The 15,590-nt window shown below is 38.7% G+C and carries 18 protein-coding genes; 3 read left to right on the forward strand and 15 right to left on the reverse strand.

Annotation, left to right across the window (positions count from 1 at the left end; genetic code table 11):
- Positions 1-35: 35 nt before the first annotated feature.
- A complete protein-coding gene (locus FCR2A7T_RS08585; RefSeq protein WP_240471472.1) occupies positions 36-407 on the reverse strand; it encodes a hypothetical protein in 372 nt (123 codons plus the stop codon).
- A 138-nt stretch (positions 408-545) separates the two neighbouring features.
- Between FCR2A7T_RS08585 and FCR2A7T_RS08590 the strand changes: the two genes are divergently transcribed.
- From FCR2A7T_RS08590 to FCR2A7T_RS08600, 3 genes are all read left to right on the forward strand, one after another.
- On the forward strand, positions 546-1,133 hold the full coding sequence (locus FCR2A7T_RS08590; protein WP_023570886.1) for a Crp/Fnr family transcriptional regulator: 588 nt from the start codon (positions 546-548) through the stop codon (positions 1,131-1,133).
- Positions 1,133-2,347 carry a hypothetical protein gene (locus tag FCR2A7T_RS08595; protein WP_035117960.1) on the forward strand — a complete coding sequence of 405 codons (1,215 nt, stop codon included), beginning with the start codon at positions 1,133-1,135 and terminating at the stop codon, positions 2,345-2,347. Before FCR2A7T_RS08590 ends, FCR2A7T_RS08595 begins: the two co-directional genes overlap by 1 nt.
- 93 nt (positions 2,348-2,440) lie before the next feature.
- Positions 2,441-2,992 carry a fasciclin domain-containing protein gene (locus tag FCR2A7T_RS08600; protein ID WP_023570887.1) on the forward strand — a complete coding sequence of 184 codons (552 nt, stop codon included), beginning with the start codon at positions 2,441-2,443 and terminating at the stop codon, positions 2,990-2,992.
- 99 nt (positions 2,993-3,091) lie between these two features.
- Here FCR2A7T_RS08600 and FCR2A7T_RS08605 read toward each other — a convergent pair whose 3' ends face one another.
- The 14 genes from FCR2A7T_RS08605 to FCR2A7T_RS08670 all read right to left on the reverse strand — a co-directional run bounded on the left by FCR2A7T_RS08605 (position 3,092) and on the right by FCR2A7T_RS08670 (position 15,482).
- Positions 3,092-3,469, reverse strand: coding sequence for a group III truncated hemoglobin (locus FCR2A7T_RS08605; protein WP_035117962.1), 378 nt, complete (start codon positions 3,467-3,469; stop codon positions 3,092-3,094).
- Between the two features lie 55 nt (positions 3,470-3,524).
- Entirely contained in the window at positions 3,525-4,292 is a 768-nt protein-coding gene (locus tag FCR2A7T_RS08610; protein WP_035117964.1) for an ABC transporter permease subunit, read from the reverse strand.
- Positions 4,276-4,998 carry an ABC transporter ATP-binding protein gene (locus tag FCR2A7T_RS08615; RefSeq protein WP_035117967.1) on the reverse strand — a complete coding sequence of 241 codons (723 nt, stop codon included), beginning with the start codon at positions 4,996-4,998 and terminating at the stop codon, positions 4,276-4,278. Before FCR2A7T_RS08615 ends, FCR2A7T_RS08610 begins: the two co-directional genes overlap by 17 nt.
- Positions 4,995-6,227 (reverse strand): nitrous oxide reductase family maturation protein NosD, encoded by a 1,233-nt coding sequence (locus FCR2A7T_RS08620; protein WP_035117969.1) that lies wholly within the window; start codon positions 6,225-6,227, stop codon positions 4,995-4,997. The genes FCR2A7T_RS08615 and FCR2A7T_RS08620 overlap by 4 nt, the downstream gene beginning before the upstream one ends.
- Positions 6,224-6,655, reverse strand: coding sequence for a nitrous oxide reductase accessory protein NosL (locus FCR2A7T_RS08625; RefSeq protein WP_023570892.1), 432 nt, complete (start codon positions 6,653-6,655; stop codon positions 6,224-6,226). The genes FCR2A7T_RS08620 and FCR2A7T_RS08625 overlap by 4 nt, the downstream gene beginning before the upstream one ends.
- 85 nt (positions 6,656-6,740) lie before the next feature.
- Entirely contained in the window at positions 6,741-7,328 is a 588-nt protein-coding gene (locus tag FCR2A7T_RS08630; RefSeq protein WP_035117971.1) for a hypothetical protein, read from the reverse strand.
- A 53-nt stretch (positions 7,329-7,381) separates the two neighbouring features.
- A complete protein-coding gene (gene nosZ / locus FCR2A7T_RS08635) occupies positions 7,382-9,358 on the reverse strand; it encodes a Sec-dependent nitrous-oxide reductase (RefSeq protein WP_023570895.1) in 1,977 nt (658 codons plus the stop codon).
- 65 nt (positions 9,359-9,423) lie between these two features.
- Complete coding sequence (locus FCR2A7T_RS08640) at positions 9,424-9,912, reverse strand: c-type cytochrome (protein WP_023570896.1); 489 nt, start codon at positions 9,910-9,912, stop codon at positions 9,424-9,426.
- 450 nt (positions 9,913-10,362) lie between these two features.
- Positions 10,363-10,608, reverse strand: a complete 246-nt coding sequence (locus tag FCR2A7T_RS15365; protein WP_023570898.1) for a cytochrome C oxidase subunit IV family protein — start codon at positions 10,606-10,608, stop codon at positions 10,363-10,365.
- Positions 10,609-10,611: 3 nt separating this feature from the next.
- Positions 10,612-11,193, reverse strand: coding sequence for a cytochrome c oxidase subunit 3 (locus tag FCR2A7T_RS08650; RefSeq protein WP_023570899.1), 582 nt, complete (start codon positions 11,191-11,193; stop codon positions 10,612-10,614).
- 6 nt (positions 11,194-11,199) lie between these two features.
- Positions 11,200-11,898, reverse strand: coding sequence for a carbonic anhydrase (locus FCR2A7T_RS08655; RefSeq protein ID WP_023570900.1), 699 nt, complete (start codon positions 11,896-11,898; stop codon positions 11,200-11,202).
- A gap of 15 nt (positions 11,899-11,913) precedes the next feature.
- Complete coding sequence (locus tag FCR2A7T_RS08660) at positions 11,914-12,879, reverse strand: DUF438 domain-containing protein (RefSeq protein WP_023570901.1); 966 nt, start codon at positions 12,877-12,879, stop codon at positions 11,914-11,916.
- 7 nt (positions 12,880-12,886) lie between these two features.
- Positions 12,887-14,656: a nitric oxide reductase activation protein NorD gene (locus tag FCR2A7T_RS08665; protein ID WP_023570902.1), complete on the reverse strand. Its 1,770-nt coding sequence runs from the start codon at positions 14,654-14,656 to the stop codon at positions 12,887-12,889.
- 40 nt (positions 14,657-14,696) lie between these two features.
- Positions 14,697-15,482 (reverse strand): CbbQ/NirQ/NorQ/GpvN family protein, encoded by a 786-nt coding sequence (locus FCR2A7T_RS08670; protein WP_023570903.1) that lies wholly within the window; start codon positions 15,480-15,482, stop codon positions 14,697-14,699.
- Positions 15,483-15,590 lie beyond the last annotated feature (108 nt).

A 15,590-nucleotide genomic window follows, 5' to 3' on the forward strand; every position in this document is an offset into this window, starting at 1 on the left:
GTTTTTCGAAATAATAGGCATAAAAAACGGAAAAATTAAGAAAGAATAGGAGGGTGAAAAACAGCGTGACTATTCAAATGGGTGTATCGGTTTGAATAATGCGTTGTTATGCATTTTTTATCATGAAAACGTATGTTTTGGAAATCAAAATCGGCAACAATTTCTAAGAATAGAATTTCTTGTTCCAGATGTACCTGCTTTTTGTCTTGTGAAGTCGGATTCGTGTTTTCAGAGGCTTTCGCCAATTCTTTTTTCAGGTAACATTTACCGTTACAGTGCAGTTCCGGTTTGGTTTTGTTTTCACAAAGTTCTTTGGCGATATAGTCATAATTAACCATAAAACTGATAACCGGGAAAATGGGTTTCAGAAGTATGACAAAGGTAAATATGAGTATATACTTATTCATAGGACAAATTTATAAAGACAATTTGATCTTTTAAATGATTTATGTCATATTTTTATTAAATTTACAGGAATTATTTTGCGTGTTCTTAAAAAGTTGCAAAAGAAAAGGAATTACTCACATTACAATCAATCATTTAATATGCAGATAGATTTAGATTTGTTGTATTCATGGGGCGCCGTCACTAAGGAATATAAAAAAAATGAAGTTATCTTCCATGAAGATACACCCGCTGGATTTTATTATCAGATTCTGGAAGGATGCGTCAGAATGTTCAATGCCAATGATAAGGGAAAGGAATTTACCCATGCGTATTTTTGGTGCGGACAAAGTTTTGGCGAACCCCCGTTGTTAATCGACAAAGACTATCCGGCTACTGCTGTGGCTTTTCGGGATTGTAAAATAGTGAAACTCTCCAAAGAAAGTTTTTTGAGTATTTTGGATGAATATCCTTTTATACAGAAATATTTTCTCAATTTACTCGCCAATCGGCTTTATGCCAAAACCAAAATGGCCAATGATATCATCAATCAAAAACCGGAATTCAGGATAATGGCTTTTTTGAATGCCCAGAAAAATTGCGGAAAAGAAGAAAAATATCTGGTACCATATACCCGACAGGAAATCGCAAATTTCACGGGATTGCGGGTCGAAACGGTTATCAGGGTTTTTTCCCGAATGAAAGAGTCCAATAAAATTGAAATGGTTAACCACAAGATTTATTACTAATGAAGAACGATAGTAAGTTTTGGCTTAAATTTTCCCTGGTGAATCTGCTTATCGTGGCCTTGTTAGGGTTACTGATGCGTTATAAGATTGGATTCGAATTTCCGTATTTCAATCAGAAAAACCTGCAGCTTTCCCATTCCAATTTTGCGTTTACCGGCTGGATCAGTCATACGTTAATGGTGCTGATGGTCTATACACTTCAGCATAAAATCATCAATTTTAATTTCGGGAAGTATAAAAAATTTTTTGTTCTCAACCTGATTTGCTCCTATGGGATGCTGGTGTTTTTTATTCTCCAGGGCCACGGACCGATTTGTATGCTGTTTTCGGTATTGACAATTTTGGTTTCGTTTTATTTTGCCTTTACTTTTTTTAAGGACTTGCAACGGGTTGACAATAAATTACTTTTTAAAAACTGGTTTAAAGGCGCTCTTTTTTTTAACGTAATTTCATCGTTGGGCTCTTTTGCTTTGGCGTATATGATGATGACCAAAAACATCCATCAGAACGAGTATCTGGTTTCTATTTATTATTTTCTGCATTTCCAATATAACGGCTGGTTTTTCTTTGCCTGTATGGGGTTGTTTTTCGACTTTTTCCAACTGAAAAAAACCGAAGATTCTTTTTTTGCCACATCGTTTAAATTGTTTTTTACATGCTGTATTCCTGCTTATTTTTTATCCATTTTGTGGCTGGAATTGCCAATGTGGCTTTACGTGATTGTAGTAATTGCAGCTGTAATTCAGGGTGTTGCATGGTTCCGGTTGCTGTACGGAATTCTGAAGCAGAAATCGGAAGCGATGCGGAAACTCGGCTTTGCCTTACGCTATGTTTTGCTTTTCGTCGGATTCGCATTAAGTATAAAACTACTGCTTCAGATGGGTTCGACGATTCCTTTTGTAAGTAAGCTTGCTTTTGGTTTTCGACCAATTGTAATCGCTTATCTGCACTTGGTTTTACTGGCGATTATCACACTGTTTTTACTGTTTTATATTCATGCCTCCGCTTTTTTTCCAAGATTGGAGCAGACGGTTTTCGGACTGATTCTGTTTTCCGTAGGCGTATTACTCAATGAAATTATACTGGCGGTTCAGGGAATTGCGTCTTTCAGTTATACCATGATTCCGCATGTAAATGAGCTTCTTTTTGGAGCTGCAATGGTATTGGTGACAGGCAGTGGGATTTTAGTTTACAATACGTTTAAAAAAAGTTAAAAAATTGATTGTCTTATGATTATGCTCATAAAATAATTGCAGAATAGGTTATAACTTGCAGGTATTAATTCGAATGATAAAAAAACAATCAGTATGAAGAAATCAGTTAAAATACTTTTATTAGCCGGAACATTAGCGGTTTTTGGATGTAAAAAATCCGAAGCTACACCTGAAGCAACTGAAGACGCCACAGCAACCGAAGCTGTAGGACAATCCGGAGTTGTCGATGAAACCTCGAGTCCCAATATCGTCCAAACTGCCATTGGAAGTAAAGACCATACCACTTTGGTAACTGCCGTTAAAGCCGCCGGATTGGTTGACGCTTTAAGTAACGCAGGACCTTTTACTGTTTTCGCTCCGACGAATGCCGCTTTTGACAAACTGCCTGCCGGAACAGTTGAAGGTTTATTGAAACCCGAGAAGAAAGAAGATTTGAAATCCATTTTGGAATACCATACTTATGTGGGTGTTTTAAAAACCGACTACATGCAGGATGGTCAGGAATTTGAAATGGTGAATCCGAAAAAAGTAAAAATCACTAAGAAAGACGGTAAAACCTATGTGAACGGTTCAGAAATTGTCGCTTCCATAGAAACGTCAAACGGAATAATTCATGTAATAGGTGATGTACTTTTACCAAAATAAGATAAGAAATTATTAATTCAAGTTTCCTTTTCTAATTATGTTCAAAAAAAAGCGTTAACTTTTAAGTTAGCGCTTTTTTTATTTTAAGTGTTAAAGATTTTAGTTTCCGTATAGCGTTTTGGCCATTAAAGCATTGGCAATATTAAAAGCCCGTTCCTTAATTTCTTCTGCTTTGTTGCCGGAAAATAATTCGTCTACCGTAGTTTTAAAGAGCAAGATCCAATGCTGAAAATGCTGTTGTGTCATAGCGCTTTTTTGATGCAGTTCTTTGTGAACCGTCATCGGATTCCCATTGTAATTTCCGTTGTAAAAAAGAATATTTTCCCAAAAATCGTACATTTTGGGTAAGTGTTTGTTCCAATTTACGTGTGCTATGTCGTTAAACAAGTAGCCAATTATGGTATCGGTTTTGACTTTTTCATAAAAAGCATTTACCAATATTTCTATGTCTTTTCTATTCTTGAGGTCTCTTTTCATCTTAAAAACGGTAACGGATTAGAAAATTTAGAAATCAAAACGCACTTTAAAAACATTACAAATCTTTCCGGTTGAATTTTCGCAGTGAAATGAAAAACGGAATTATGGCCCATAAACACAATAATAAAAACGAAACGGTTAATCCTAAAGCGGTTCCGAAAAAGTCTTTAAAAATGGCTCCGGTATAGCCCATCATCGCAGAAACATCCAGGTGCAGTAATATTTGAATCCGAGCCAAATCAATCGGACTCAAAGCGGTGATTCCTACCATGGCTGTTTCAATTGGATAATCGGCAAACTGAAACAACAGGAACAGCACCATGCCGTCAAACAGTAAGGCGAAATAGAGCCAAATCATAATAGCAATTCCAATCCCTTTGGCTTTGTCTCTGGTGAGAATCGAACTCAAAAAAGCCAGAGCCACAAAAATCACCGAAACCAAACAGCCTACGATTATCATCATGAAACCAATGCTGTCCGGTGAGTTGATTAACAAAGGAATGCCAGCTCCAATTAAAAAGGAAAAAACCATCGAGGAAGCCAGACCAATGAACAAACTGAGCCATATTTTCTGGCGTTTTACAGGCTGACTTAATAAAAGTTCAATAAATTCCGAGCTGTTGTACAGATAGATGGTCGCAAAAAGTATCGAAACCAATGGCACCGTGAACAAAATAACGTTTAAAATTGTAAGCAATCCTTTTGCTGAATTGTCTTCCAAAGCAAAGGAACTCCAGGACAAAATGGCCAAAATAAGGGTGTAGCCCAAAACGATTTTGTTTTTAAGGATGTCGAGTAAAATGATTTTAATGATTCGGTTCATTTTTCGTACGCTTTAAAATTTTAGCAATCGCTTTTGATATCTTGTTTTCGTTGGTTTCTGTTTTCAATTCGGCTATTTTTTTATGGAAAAGCATATTGCCTTCCTGCATAAAAATAAGTTCGGTAATTAAATCGTCCAACTCACTCAGTAGGTGAGAGGTAATTAAAATAAGCTTTCCTTTTTCTTTCTCTTTTATGATTTTTTCTTTCAGAATTTCGGAAGCCAGAGGATCTAAACCGGCCGTAGGTTCATCCAAAATCAAAACGTCGGGATTGAATAAAAATGCTAGTGTGGCACTGACTTTTTGGGTGGTTCCTCCTGATAAGGTGCGCATTTGTTTGTCGAACATTTTTTCCAGTTCAAATGCTTTCAGTAAATCTTGGTCCAATTCCTGATTGGTATTTCGGATGCGTTTGATCATGTCGATAACCTGTCCGATGGTCATATTGTCGGGATAACGTCCAATTTGCGGCATATAACCAATCTTCTCCCGATACAAATATTCGTTTTTAATCGATTTTTCGTTGAAGGTAATCTGTCCTTTATCGGGAAGAACCATCCCTAATATCGACTTTATCAGCGTTGTTTTTCCGCAGCCGTTTGGGCCAATCAATGCAATACACTCGCCTTTGTTACAGTTGAGGTTTACATTTTTGAGCACTTCGAGCTTGCCGAACTTTTTATTTAAATCTGTGATGTGTATCATAGGGGTAATGACTTCATTAAGGGCGAATTATCTATAAAATTATCCGGTGTGATACTGGGTAATACTTTTTCGGATTTGTCCAAAAGCGTAATCATGAAACTCCGGTACAATAGCATGGCGGAAGGATTGGTTTCGGTTAGTACCGCAAATAAACTCAGCGGATGATACGGCACGTCGCCGATACCGTTTTTGTCCAAATCATAACCTTCGTATTTGTCCCAGTAATTGCTGTTGAAGGTATTTAAAACCAGACTTCCGTTCGTACTGATGTCAAAAGTATTTTTAAGGTAATTGTTGTTCACAATTTCATTTTCCATGCAGCTGGCCTGAATTTTCATGCCCCAGCCGTTGGATTCAAAAACATTTTTTTCCACTTTAATACGCGAAGTGCCTTCCATGTAAATTCCCGAAGTGTTTTTTGAAAAACGATTGTTGAAAATATAGCTGTCGGCGATTTCTTTCAGCAATAAACCGTAGGCTGAATCTCCCCAATTTTCTTCAAAATAGTTATTGAACATTTTTACATTTTTGGTGAACATTACCGCTACACCGGCACCGTTATTTTTAAACACATTGGTAATGTAAGAATCGTCATTGGAAAACATAAAATGCAGTCCGTACCGAATATTGTTGGAAGAAATGTTTCTCCAGATGACCGAATTGGTTACGAATTCAAAATAAATTCCGTCGCGATGACCGGATATTTTGTTGGCAATAATTTGAAGATTTTCGCTTTTCCAGCAATGGATTCCGTTGCCAATCAGCTGTTCTTCCTTGCCATACGCTTTGATGGTGTTGTTCTTTATAATACAGTTTTTTCCGTTCTGAATGTAAATACCGAAGAAATTGTTATCGAGGATGTTATTTTCTACTGTAACATTGCTTTTGTCGTATACCCGGATTCCGCAAGGATCTTCCAAAGCGGCGTGTCCGGAATTTTGAATTTTGAATCCCTTAACCACGACATTGTCGGCGTTTATGGATATTACTTCCGATTTGTTTTCACCGTCCAATATTGGAAAATGCTTTCCGATAAGGGTGATTTGTTTGTTTATTAAAATACGTCCTTCTTTGTAAGTGCCGCTTTGTACCACAATAGTATCTCCGTCTGAAGATTGTGCTATAGCGGCTTTGATACTTTTTAGCGGATGATTTTTTCCGACCAAAATAGTTTTAGCCTGGCACAATACGGAAAGGGTAAGGAAATATGCTAAGAATATGATTCTCATTGAAACGAATTAAAAATTTCATCCCATGATGATGAAGTAGCGTTTAGTTTGGTTTTGTATTGATCCGCTTCCTGTTTTGTTGAAAAAGCGGCTGTATTTCCTCTCATGGGACTGGTAATGCTTCCGCCTTTTAGATAGAATGCTTTTTCGGCCGGAATTAAAGTGTTGTCCTGAAGATAATCACTAACATAAAAGGATTTTGCAGCAACGGCCGTGCCTGATTTAGCGAATTTCACCATGCAGGCTATATCGTCAAATTTGTAATGCCGTCCTTTTTCAGTAATCAGTTCGGCTCCTAATTTTCCGTTAGAGATGGTCATTTTGCAGTTGTCGCAACTGTCTGAATTTAGTTTTAGGGGTTTGGGTTCATTAGAACTGCAGGAACTTAAATAAAATACCGTAAACAAGGCCAATACAATTTTTTTCATACATCGTTATTTATTTTTTTTCAAAATACATAGTGCTTGTGTGGTTACGAGCATCTTTATCGGAATCCATCGATTGGAACTGTAATTAGGAACGTTTTTTAAATAAATGGTACTCTTTGAAAATAATTGCGAAGAGTAAAATTCCTGCGCCAGTTAACATCCAACCTCCGGTGTCCGGAATGGAATAGGCTCCGAAATTCAGCAATTGTTTGTATCCTAAAAGAGGGGGTTGATAAGCCATTCCGGGTACTCTTATGGCAGCGTTCGGATCCAGATTATGCCCGTATTCGTAATTCCAACGGTAAAAATCGATTCCTGCCAAAGCGATGAAAACAATGTAAGTTATGAAAAAAAACAATATGGCTTTTCGTTTTGCCACGAAAATAAGCAGAAGCGAAATCAATCCGAATCCTGCAAAAACATAAGGCAGTATTTTGAATTCGATGAAATTTTCGGTGTGTAAAGTAGCCATGCCGATATAATGGTTCAATCCGTTAATGATATCCACATCGCCGCCTATTTTATTGGCATGTAATTTTAAGACCAATCCTTCCGGATATTGGGGAGCATTGAGTTCTATTTGCCACATCGGTACAAATATGGAGCCTATAAACAAAGCTGCAACAATCAAGAGCAACACCTTTGAAACTGTTGAAATTTTTGCTGTTGTCATGGTGAAAGGGTTAAAAAAAGGGGCAATTTTGTTGCCCCTTTTTGATGTTTAAATTATTTATTGGCAGGCAAATTGGTACCTACGCTAAACGATATCGGTACATTACTTCCGGCTGGTGAAACGCGAACATAGCCTTGCATTTCCTGGTGTAGTGCACTACAGAAATCGGTACAGTACATTGGGAAGATACCTACTTTTTTAGGAATCCATTTTAAGGTTGTGGTTTCTCCCGGCATGATTAAAAGTTCTCCGTTGTCGGCACCTTTGATAGCAAATCCGTGAGGCACATCCCAGTCTTGTTCAAGGTTGGTTACGTGGAAGTATACTTCGTCACCCAATTTAACACCTTCAATGTTGTCTGGTGCAAAGTGAGAACGAATGGAAGTCATGTAAACATGTACTTTGTTTCCTTCCCGAACCACTTTGGCTTCTTTTTCGCCTTTTGTTACATATGGGTGATTGTTGTCTCCGATTTTATAGAATTTCAACTGGCCGTTGTTTCGAATCAAATCGGCTGGAGCGGCTTGTGCATAATGTGGTTCTCCAATGGTTGGGAAATCCAGAATCATTTTCATTTTATCACCGCTGATGTCGAAAATCTGCGCACTTTGTGCTAACTCAGGACCTGTTGGTAAATATCTGTCTTTTGTGATTTTATTGTAAGCGATAAGGTATTTTCCGAAAGGTTTTTTACTGTCGCCTCCAGGGATACAAAGGTGTCCAACAGAATAATACGTTGGTACTCTGTCTAATACTTTTAACGATTTGATATCCCATTTCACTACTTCTGAAGAAACGAAGAAGGTGGTATAGGCATTTCCTTTACCGTCAAATTCGGTATGTAACGGGCCTAAACCTGGTTTTTGAACTTCTCCGTGAAGTGCTGCTTCGTATTTTACTACCGGAATGCCACCGTAATTACCGTCAAATTGTTTTTTTGCAATGGCAGACTGTAATTTATCAAAACTGAATACCGGAATTAAAGCCGCTAATTTACCGGAACCTACAATGTATTCTCCACTTGGATCAACGTCACAACCGTGAGGTGATTTCGGACAAGGAATCATGTAGCAAATGTCTTTCAATTCGGCTGAATCTAAAACCAATACTTCTGTTTTGATTTCTGATTTTGCTGTATGGGTTTTTTCATCCCATTTGTTGTGCGCATATTTTACGGATTGTTTCTTTCCTTTACCGGCTTTGATGTATTCTTCTGCTTTTTTCCAGTTCACCGCCATGATAAAGTCTTTGTCTTTTTGGGAAGCATTAACTTCTAACAAGGTGTTGGCTTGTTCTGTATTGTAGCAGGAGAAGAAGAACCAACCGTGTGATTTTCCTTTTCCGGCATGGGAAAGGTCAAAATTAACACCCGGTGTTACGATTTGGAAAGCCAAATCCATTTCACCTTCTTTTCCAACTTTAACAAAACTGATGTGTCCTTTAAAATTTTCCTTGTAGGTGTTGATGGCCACGTCTCCGTTAGAATAATCTGCCGGTACACTGAAACGGGTTCCAGCCACTACATATTCTGTGTTTTCGGTGATGAAAGGCGAGGAGTGATTACCGGCACTGTTTGGTAATTCGATAATTTCTGCCGTTTTGAATGTTTTTAAATCGATACGGGCAATACGCGGTGTATTGTTAGCATTACCGAAGACCCAACGACCGTCAACTTCACCGTTAGTTTGTGACATTTCGGTGTGGTGTAAATCATCCCATGGCACAAAGCCCTGAGAAGTGTTTAACATGGGTTTCGTTTCTTCGCTGTATCCCCAACCTTTTTCCGGATCTACCGAGAAAACCGGGATAACTCTGAATAATCTTCCGCTTGGAAGTCCGTATACACTTAGTTGACCGCTGAAACCACCGGATACGAAATTATAGAATTCGTCATATTTACCGGGCGCAACGTATGCCTTCTGTGCCGCATCGCCACTTACGGCATCTCCGGAACTTTTCGGTTTGCAGGAAGTAACCAAAGCACTCCCTAAAGCAATTACAAAAACTGCTTTTAGAAATTTATTTTTCATTGTTTATGTATTTAGAGTAAGATTACCCCAATCTGTTTTTCCCGATCAGGATGATCCGTTCAGATTTATTTTACGCCGTCGTTTTTACGCATGTATTCTAATATGTTTCTGGCTTCATCGTCAGATAATCCTTGGTTCGGCATTCTTACCAAACAGATTTCCAACTGCGCCTGTACTTCCGGATCTTTGTTGATCATTGGGTCCGGATTGGTAATAAAGTTCATAATCCATTCCGGTTTTCTTCTTTCGGTTACGCCTTTCCATCCCGGACCAACTAATTTTTCATCGGTTGGTTTGTGACAAGAAGTACATTTTACACCGGCAACTTCTTCTCCTTTAGTAGCCATGGCCTGATCTAAAGTTGCACCCAATTCAACAGTAGTATATTTTCCTTCCCCTCTTTTCGGATCGTAGGTAGATGGATCGGCTGCCTGATCATTGGATTCTTCCGTAACGGGTTTCGAAGTATCTTCTTCTTTTTTGGTTTTATCACCACCACAGGAAGCGAAAAAAGCGAAGCTGAAAACGAGGGCTAAAATTGAAGACTTGTTCATAGTAAGAATATTTAAGGTTTTAACAAATATACGAATTCGCATATTAAATTTTTATGATTGTAATCATAAAACACGATGTTTGTTGTTGTTTTTGTTGTTTTTGTTATTTTTTTGAATATAATTAAAAAAGCCCTGCTTACTACAAACAGGGCTTTTCAACCAATTTCACCTAATTTTTCCAACAGCAGTAATGTTGGTTTAAAAGATTTGAGGTATGTTAGTACAGTGCCTGACTAAACACTATATTTTTTTCAATCAAAGAAGTAATCTGGAAATGCTCACTTTTTAACTAATAAACTATTTCTTTGAATTTTTACTCCAAATCCCTTGATAGGTTTGCCCTTAACGCTTTTCAATTGGCTTATAAATATATAGTTGTAATTAACAGTTCAAATATAAGACTAAATTGTCTTTTATTGATATGATATTTATCAGGTTTCCGAAAAAAAATTATAAAAAGAGTAAAATTATTGTCAAAATAAGCGTTAAAACGAAGCTTAAGCTCAATTTCCAAAAGATATTGGCTTTTTTTAGTTCCATAAAGTCAAAGGCAACCAATATAAATTTGACAGCCCAAAGGATTAAAAGCAACGAGTAGATTGCCGTATTGCCTTCCGAGGTTTTCATTGTAACTATACTGGAGATAAGCGTCAGCGTCAGTAAAGCAATGAAGGTATATTCTTTTGAGAGTTTCATGTTTTAAAAGATTAGGTACACAACTGGGAACAACAACAGCCAAATCAAATCACACATGTGCCAGAAAGCACCACAGGTTTTTAAATCTTCGGCTGCGGTATCGGAATTTGTTTTTTTCATTGAATAATTGGTCCACAGAATAATGACCAAGCCTACCACAACATGTATCAGATGAAAAGCGGTTAACAGCCAATAATACATATAAAAACTGTTCACTTCGGGTGTTAATCCGTGTTCGATTTTAGCCGAATATTCGAAGCATTTCACCACAATGAAAAGGATTCCGCCCAAAGCGGTAATTTTAAGATATAAAGAAGCCTTGGAAATATTCTTAGCTTCAAATTCATGAACCGCTTTGGCCATAAAATAGCCACTGGTTAGTAAAAATGCGGTATTGATTAATCCTAAAGTAGCATTTAACTGCAATTTGGATTGATGAAAAACTTCATAATTTTTTGTTCCGTCATGAACAAAAGCTACCAAAGCCATTCCGAAGGTTAACAATTCAAGGAAAATGATAATCCAAATCAGTATGCCTCCTGGCGGGTAGTAAATATTTTTATAATCGATTTTTGTTGCATTCATTTTGATTTATTTTTTAAAGAAGTTCACTTCTCCGGTATGAATGTCATAATACGCACCCACAATTTTCACTTTGCCTTCATCTACCAAATGTTTGATGGTGGCGCTGTTTTCATAAATGTGTTTCATCGTCATTTTTACATTCAGTTTGGAGGTTTCTTCCGCGATATGTTCCGGAATCGGGTAGGTGAGGTGTTTGCTGAAAGCAGGTTTGATCTGTTCGGTAAGTTGTGTTAAGTGCTCAAGTTTTACATTGTCGATTGCTCCTTGAACTGCCCCGCAGTGACTGTGACCCAAAACCACAATCAGTTTGGTGTGTTTTACTTCCACCGCATATTCCATACTGCCCAAAATGTTATCGTCTTCCACATTTCCGGCTACACGGGCTACAAATAAGTGTCCGATTCCCTGATCCAAAACAATTTCCGGCGGAACTCTCGAATCGATGCAGCTCAAAACAAAACTGTGCGGATGTTGTCCATTTTTGGTTTTCTGAATCTGCTCCTGATAATCAGTGTAAATCATTTCATTGTCCAAAAAACGATTGTTGCCATAAATCAATTCGTTTAACGCTTCTTCCGGATTGTTTATTTCGGGATCGATATTGTTTCGTTCACTAAATTCCAAAAAGAATATTGCTAACAGCACTAAAGCGCATTTTGTAAGCAATGAGGAAAGAAAAGTATTTGGTTTTTGAGTATTTCTCATGACCGTGTATTTTAATTATTTCCAGTCTAATAATCGTTTTTCGCCTTCAATGTTTTTGATATCGGTGATGTCCTGTGACATTTCAATCACGCCTTTGTAATTTTTTTGGGCATCACGAACCGCGAAATAGCGGATGTAAATCAGGCGTTCTTTATAATTGATCCAAAAGGCCGATTCGTTTTGTTCGCCTTTTCTAAATTTATCCAGAATTTCCAATACGGTTCCCACACTTTTCGGCGGATGGCAAAAGCGAACTTCCCTCCCGATAATCCCCGCACTTCTCGGGAAAACGCGTTCTTCACCACGGTTGTAGAAAATTACCTTGTCGTTTTCATCCACATAAGTGATATCCAACGGCATGGTTTTCAATAGTAAATTTACCTGTTCCACGGTCATGTAGCCTTCGTCGTAATGTGTGGTGTTCTCCAGTGAAAAAGTCATTTCGCGTTGGGTAAAATCCTGACTCGGATGCACATATTCTTCTTTTGGATACGGAAGCGGCGCTTTAGGTAACATCCAGCCGATTTCTTCTTCGCCGGCGCGCATTTCAATCCAATCCGCATCGGTTAAAATTTCTAAGGCATTTGGGAACAATACGGTTTCTTCCACTTGCATCAGTCGGTAAATTCCGTTGATTAAATAAGGGGTGTTGATTTTAATGGTCTCAAAATCTCGTGCATCGATGTCTTTACGCATTAATCTAAATTGGTCCCTTAAGTTATCGTGAAACGACCACATCCCTTGCGACGGACCGTTCCAACCGCGTTTTTCCAAATAAGGAAACAGTTGGTTTTCTTTGCGTTGAAATCGTTTTTCAATCGTATACAGTTCGTTAAAAATATTGAAGAATTTCTGCGCTTCCGTCATCGGATTGGTGATGGCGAGTTCTTCCAGTAGTTTATGAATAATATCCGTTTCCTGAAAATAGGTGTGAACCGGGTGCCCTTCAGGGATGGCAGTGTTATTTTGAGTATCGTTCATGATCGTGTTATTTTTGATGTTTGATTTTTTCGTATAATTTCACCAGCGATTGCAGCAGTTCCACCGGTGTGGTCAGAATCTGATAATGATTTTGACCGAACATCTGCGGTAAATAGTATTTCGCCTGTGCTTCAATCGCCAAAGCATACGAGTTAATGTTTCGCTCGTTGAGTTCTCGCAACGCTTGTTTTACGTCATTGATGCCGTGTTTGCCTTCGTATTTGTCGAAGTCGTTGGGTTTTCCATCGGAAATCAGGATAATCCATTTGTTTTTGGTTTTTCTTGTGTCCATTCGGGCACCGGCATGACGTAACGCAGCGCCAATTCGGGTGTAACCGCTTGGGGAAACGGCACCGATTTTATGTTTGGCGGTATTCCAGTTTTCGTCAAAATCTTTCAACGTCAGATAAGAAGCGTAGTTTCGAGTTTTGGAATAAAAACTGTCGATGGAAAAATCGATGTTAAATTCGTTCATGATTTCCCCGAAGAGAATCGAAACTTCTTTTTCTACGTCCAAAACACGGTTTCCGGCCGCATAACTGTCGCTCGATAAACTGATGTCCAACAATAGTAAAATGGATAAATCCTTTTCTTTTTTGCGATTGGAGATATAAATGTTTTCCGAAGGCGTGCGTTTGGAATGTACGTCTACAAACAAATCGGTAATGGCGTCGATGTCGAATTCTTCTCCCTGGGTTTGTCGGCGTTGCTGCTGCATTTTGTTGTTTACGTTAGTCAGCATTTTTCGCAGGCCCATTAAGGTCGAAGCGTTTTTGGTAATCGTGTTTTTATAGTAATCGGCATCCGTTTTTAGTTGTGTTTTCGGATAGACCTTGCAATAATTCTCTTTGTAAGCGTGTTTGCTGTAATCCCATTCGTCGTACTTTAAATGGAAGCCTTTTTCATCGGTTTCGGCACTTTCGGAAATAGTCGTGTTTTCGATAAATTCCGCCTGATAGACTGAATGCGCAATATCGTCTACCCGAACGGTAAATTTCATGCTCAGTTCTTCTAACGCATCCTGATGGTCTTCCAGTTCATCGGAACCGTCAAAATCCCGCCAGTTGCCGCTGAATTCATCCGCCGTTTCCACTTTTTCGAAATTGTGCGTCATCACGTAATCTTCCTGTTGTTTTTTGTCAATTTCCAATGTGATAACTTCTTCCACGGCGGTGGCTTTGATGACGGTTTTCGGTTGTTGTTCGGCCGCTTTTTTAACTTTATCCGAAAAATTGTGTAATTGATTGTCGGTTTTGACTTCCGGATCGTTTTTCATCCATTTTCCGTACAGCCAGGTGAAATCGGCCGGTCTTTTTTCGGTGGCTTGCTGCTGAAAGTAGGTTGAAATGGTATCGTGAATTTTTTTCGTAACCGGATAATCACTGAAGATTTTTTCCAAAACTACCGGAGCGGTTTCCAGCGCTTTCTGTTGGGACGCTTCTAACGAGGGTTCTTCCTTGGTCCAGTTGAAATCCAGCGTTTTCTGTTCGCTGAGGTAAAGGGTTCTGAAAAGGTAAAAGGAAAGATTCTCTTCAAAAGTCTGCAAAGCCGAAAAAGAGATGGGAAGGAAAAAGCTGTTATTTTTATAACCGCCTTCGCGTTCTGCGGGGAAAATCTCAACGGCTTTTCCGGTTAATGCGCTGGCCAAAAGGGTTAGTCGAGGTTTGATATCCTCTAAAAAAACGGTTCGGCTGAGGGTTTCGGCATCGGTTTTTTTATTGTTTTTGAAGTATTTTACGATTTTTCCGTAGAGGAATTCGTCTAATTCTAGTCCCATCTTTTCAGTATTCAGTGTTCAGTATTCAGTAATCAGACTTCTAAATCATCAAATCACATAAGTCTTTTAGTGCTTCCAGTGTTTGTAAGTCGTCGGTTAACGGTTCTACAACCGCTACGTGTACGGACAATCGTTTCGGTAATCCACTGTGAATTAATTTGGCGGCATCAACCAATAATCGGGTGGAAACGGTTTCTGTTAAGCCCAATTCGGTCAGGTTTCGGATTTTATTTCCGATGTTCACCAGTTTTTTGGCGATATCGGCATCGACTTGCGTTTCGTTTATCAGGATTTCAATTTCCACTCGGGGTTCAGGATATTCGAAGGAAACGGCGATAAAACGCTGACGGGTAGAAGGTTTTAGTTCTTTGAATCCGCGTTGGTAGCCCGGATTGAAAGAAGCAACCAACATGAAATTGTCGTGTGCTTTTACGGTTTCGCCTAATTTATCGATGAACAGTTCGCGTCGGTGATCGGTAAGCGAGTGAATGGCTACGATGACGTCCGGGCGGGCTTCGGCCACTTCATCCAGATAAATAATAGCACCCTCTTTTACGGCTGTGGTTAATGGTCCATCCAACCAAACCGTTTCAGCACCTTTGATGATAAATCGTCCTATCAAGTCGGTAGCCGAGGTTTCTTCGTGGCAACTGATGGTGATGATTTTTTGGTCCAATTGATGCGACATGTATTCGATGAAGCGCGATTTTCCAGTTCCCGTTGGCCCTTTCAGTAAAAAGGGAATTTTATTTTTGAACGCATGGGTGAAGACTTCTTCTTCTCTTCCGGTAGCGTGATAATAAGGGATGGTTTGAGTTTGTACCATGATGTTTTGTTTTAAAAAAAACGAAACCCATTCTTGTGCCTACAGGCAGTGACATTTGCTGTAATCAATAGAACAGGTTTCGTTAGCAATAAATAAAAAGTATAGTGG

Origin of the sequence: Flavobacterium cauense R2A-7 (assembly GCF_000498475.1) — a bacterium.
Taxonomy (GTDB): Bacteria; Bacteroidota; Bacteroidia; order Flavobacteriales; family Flavobacteriaceae; genus Flavobacterium; species Flavobacterium cauense.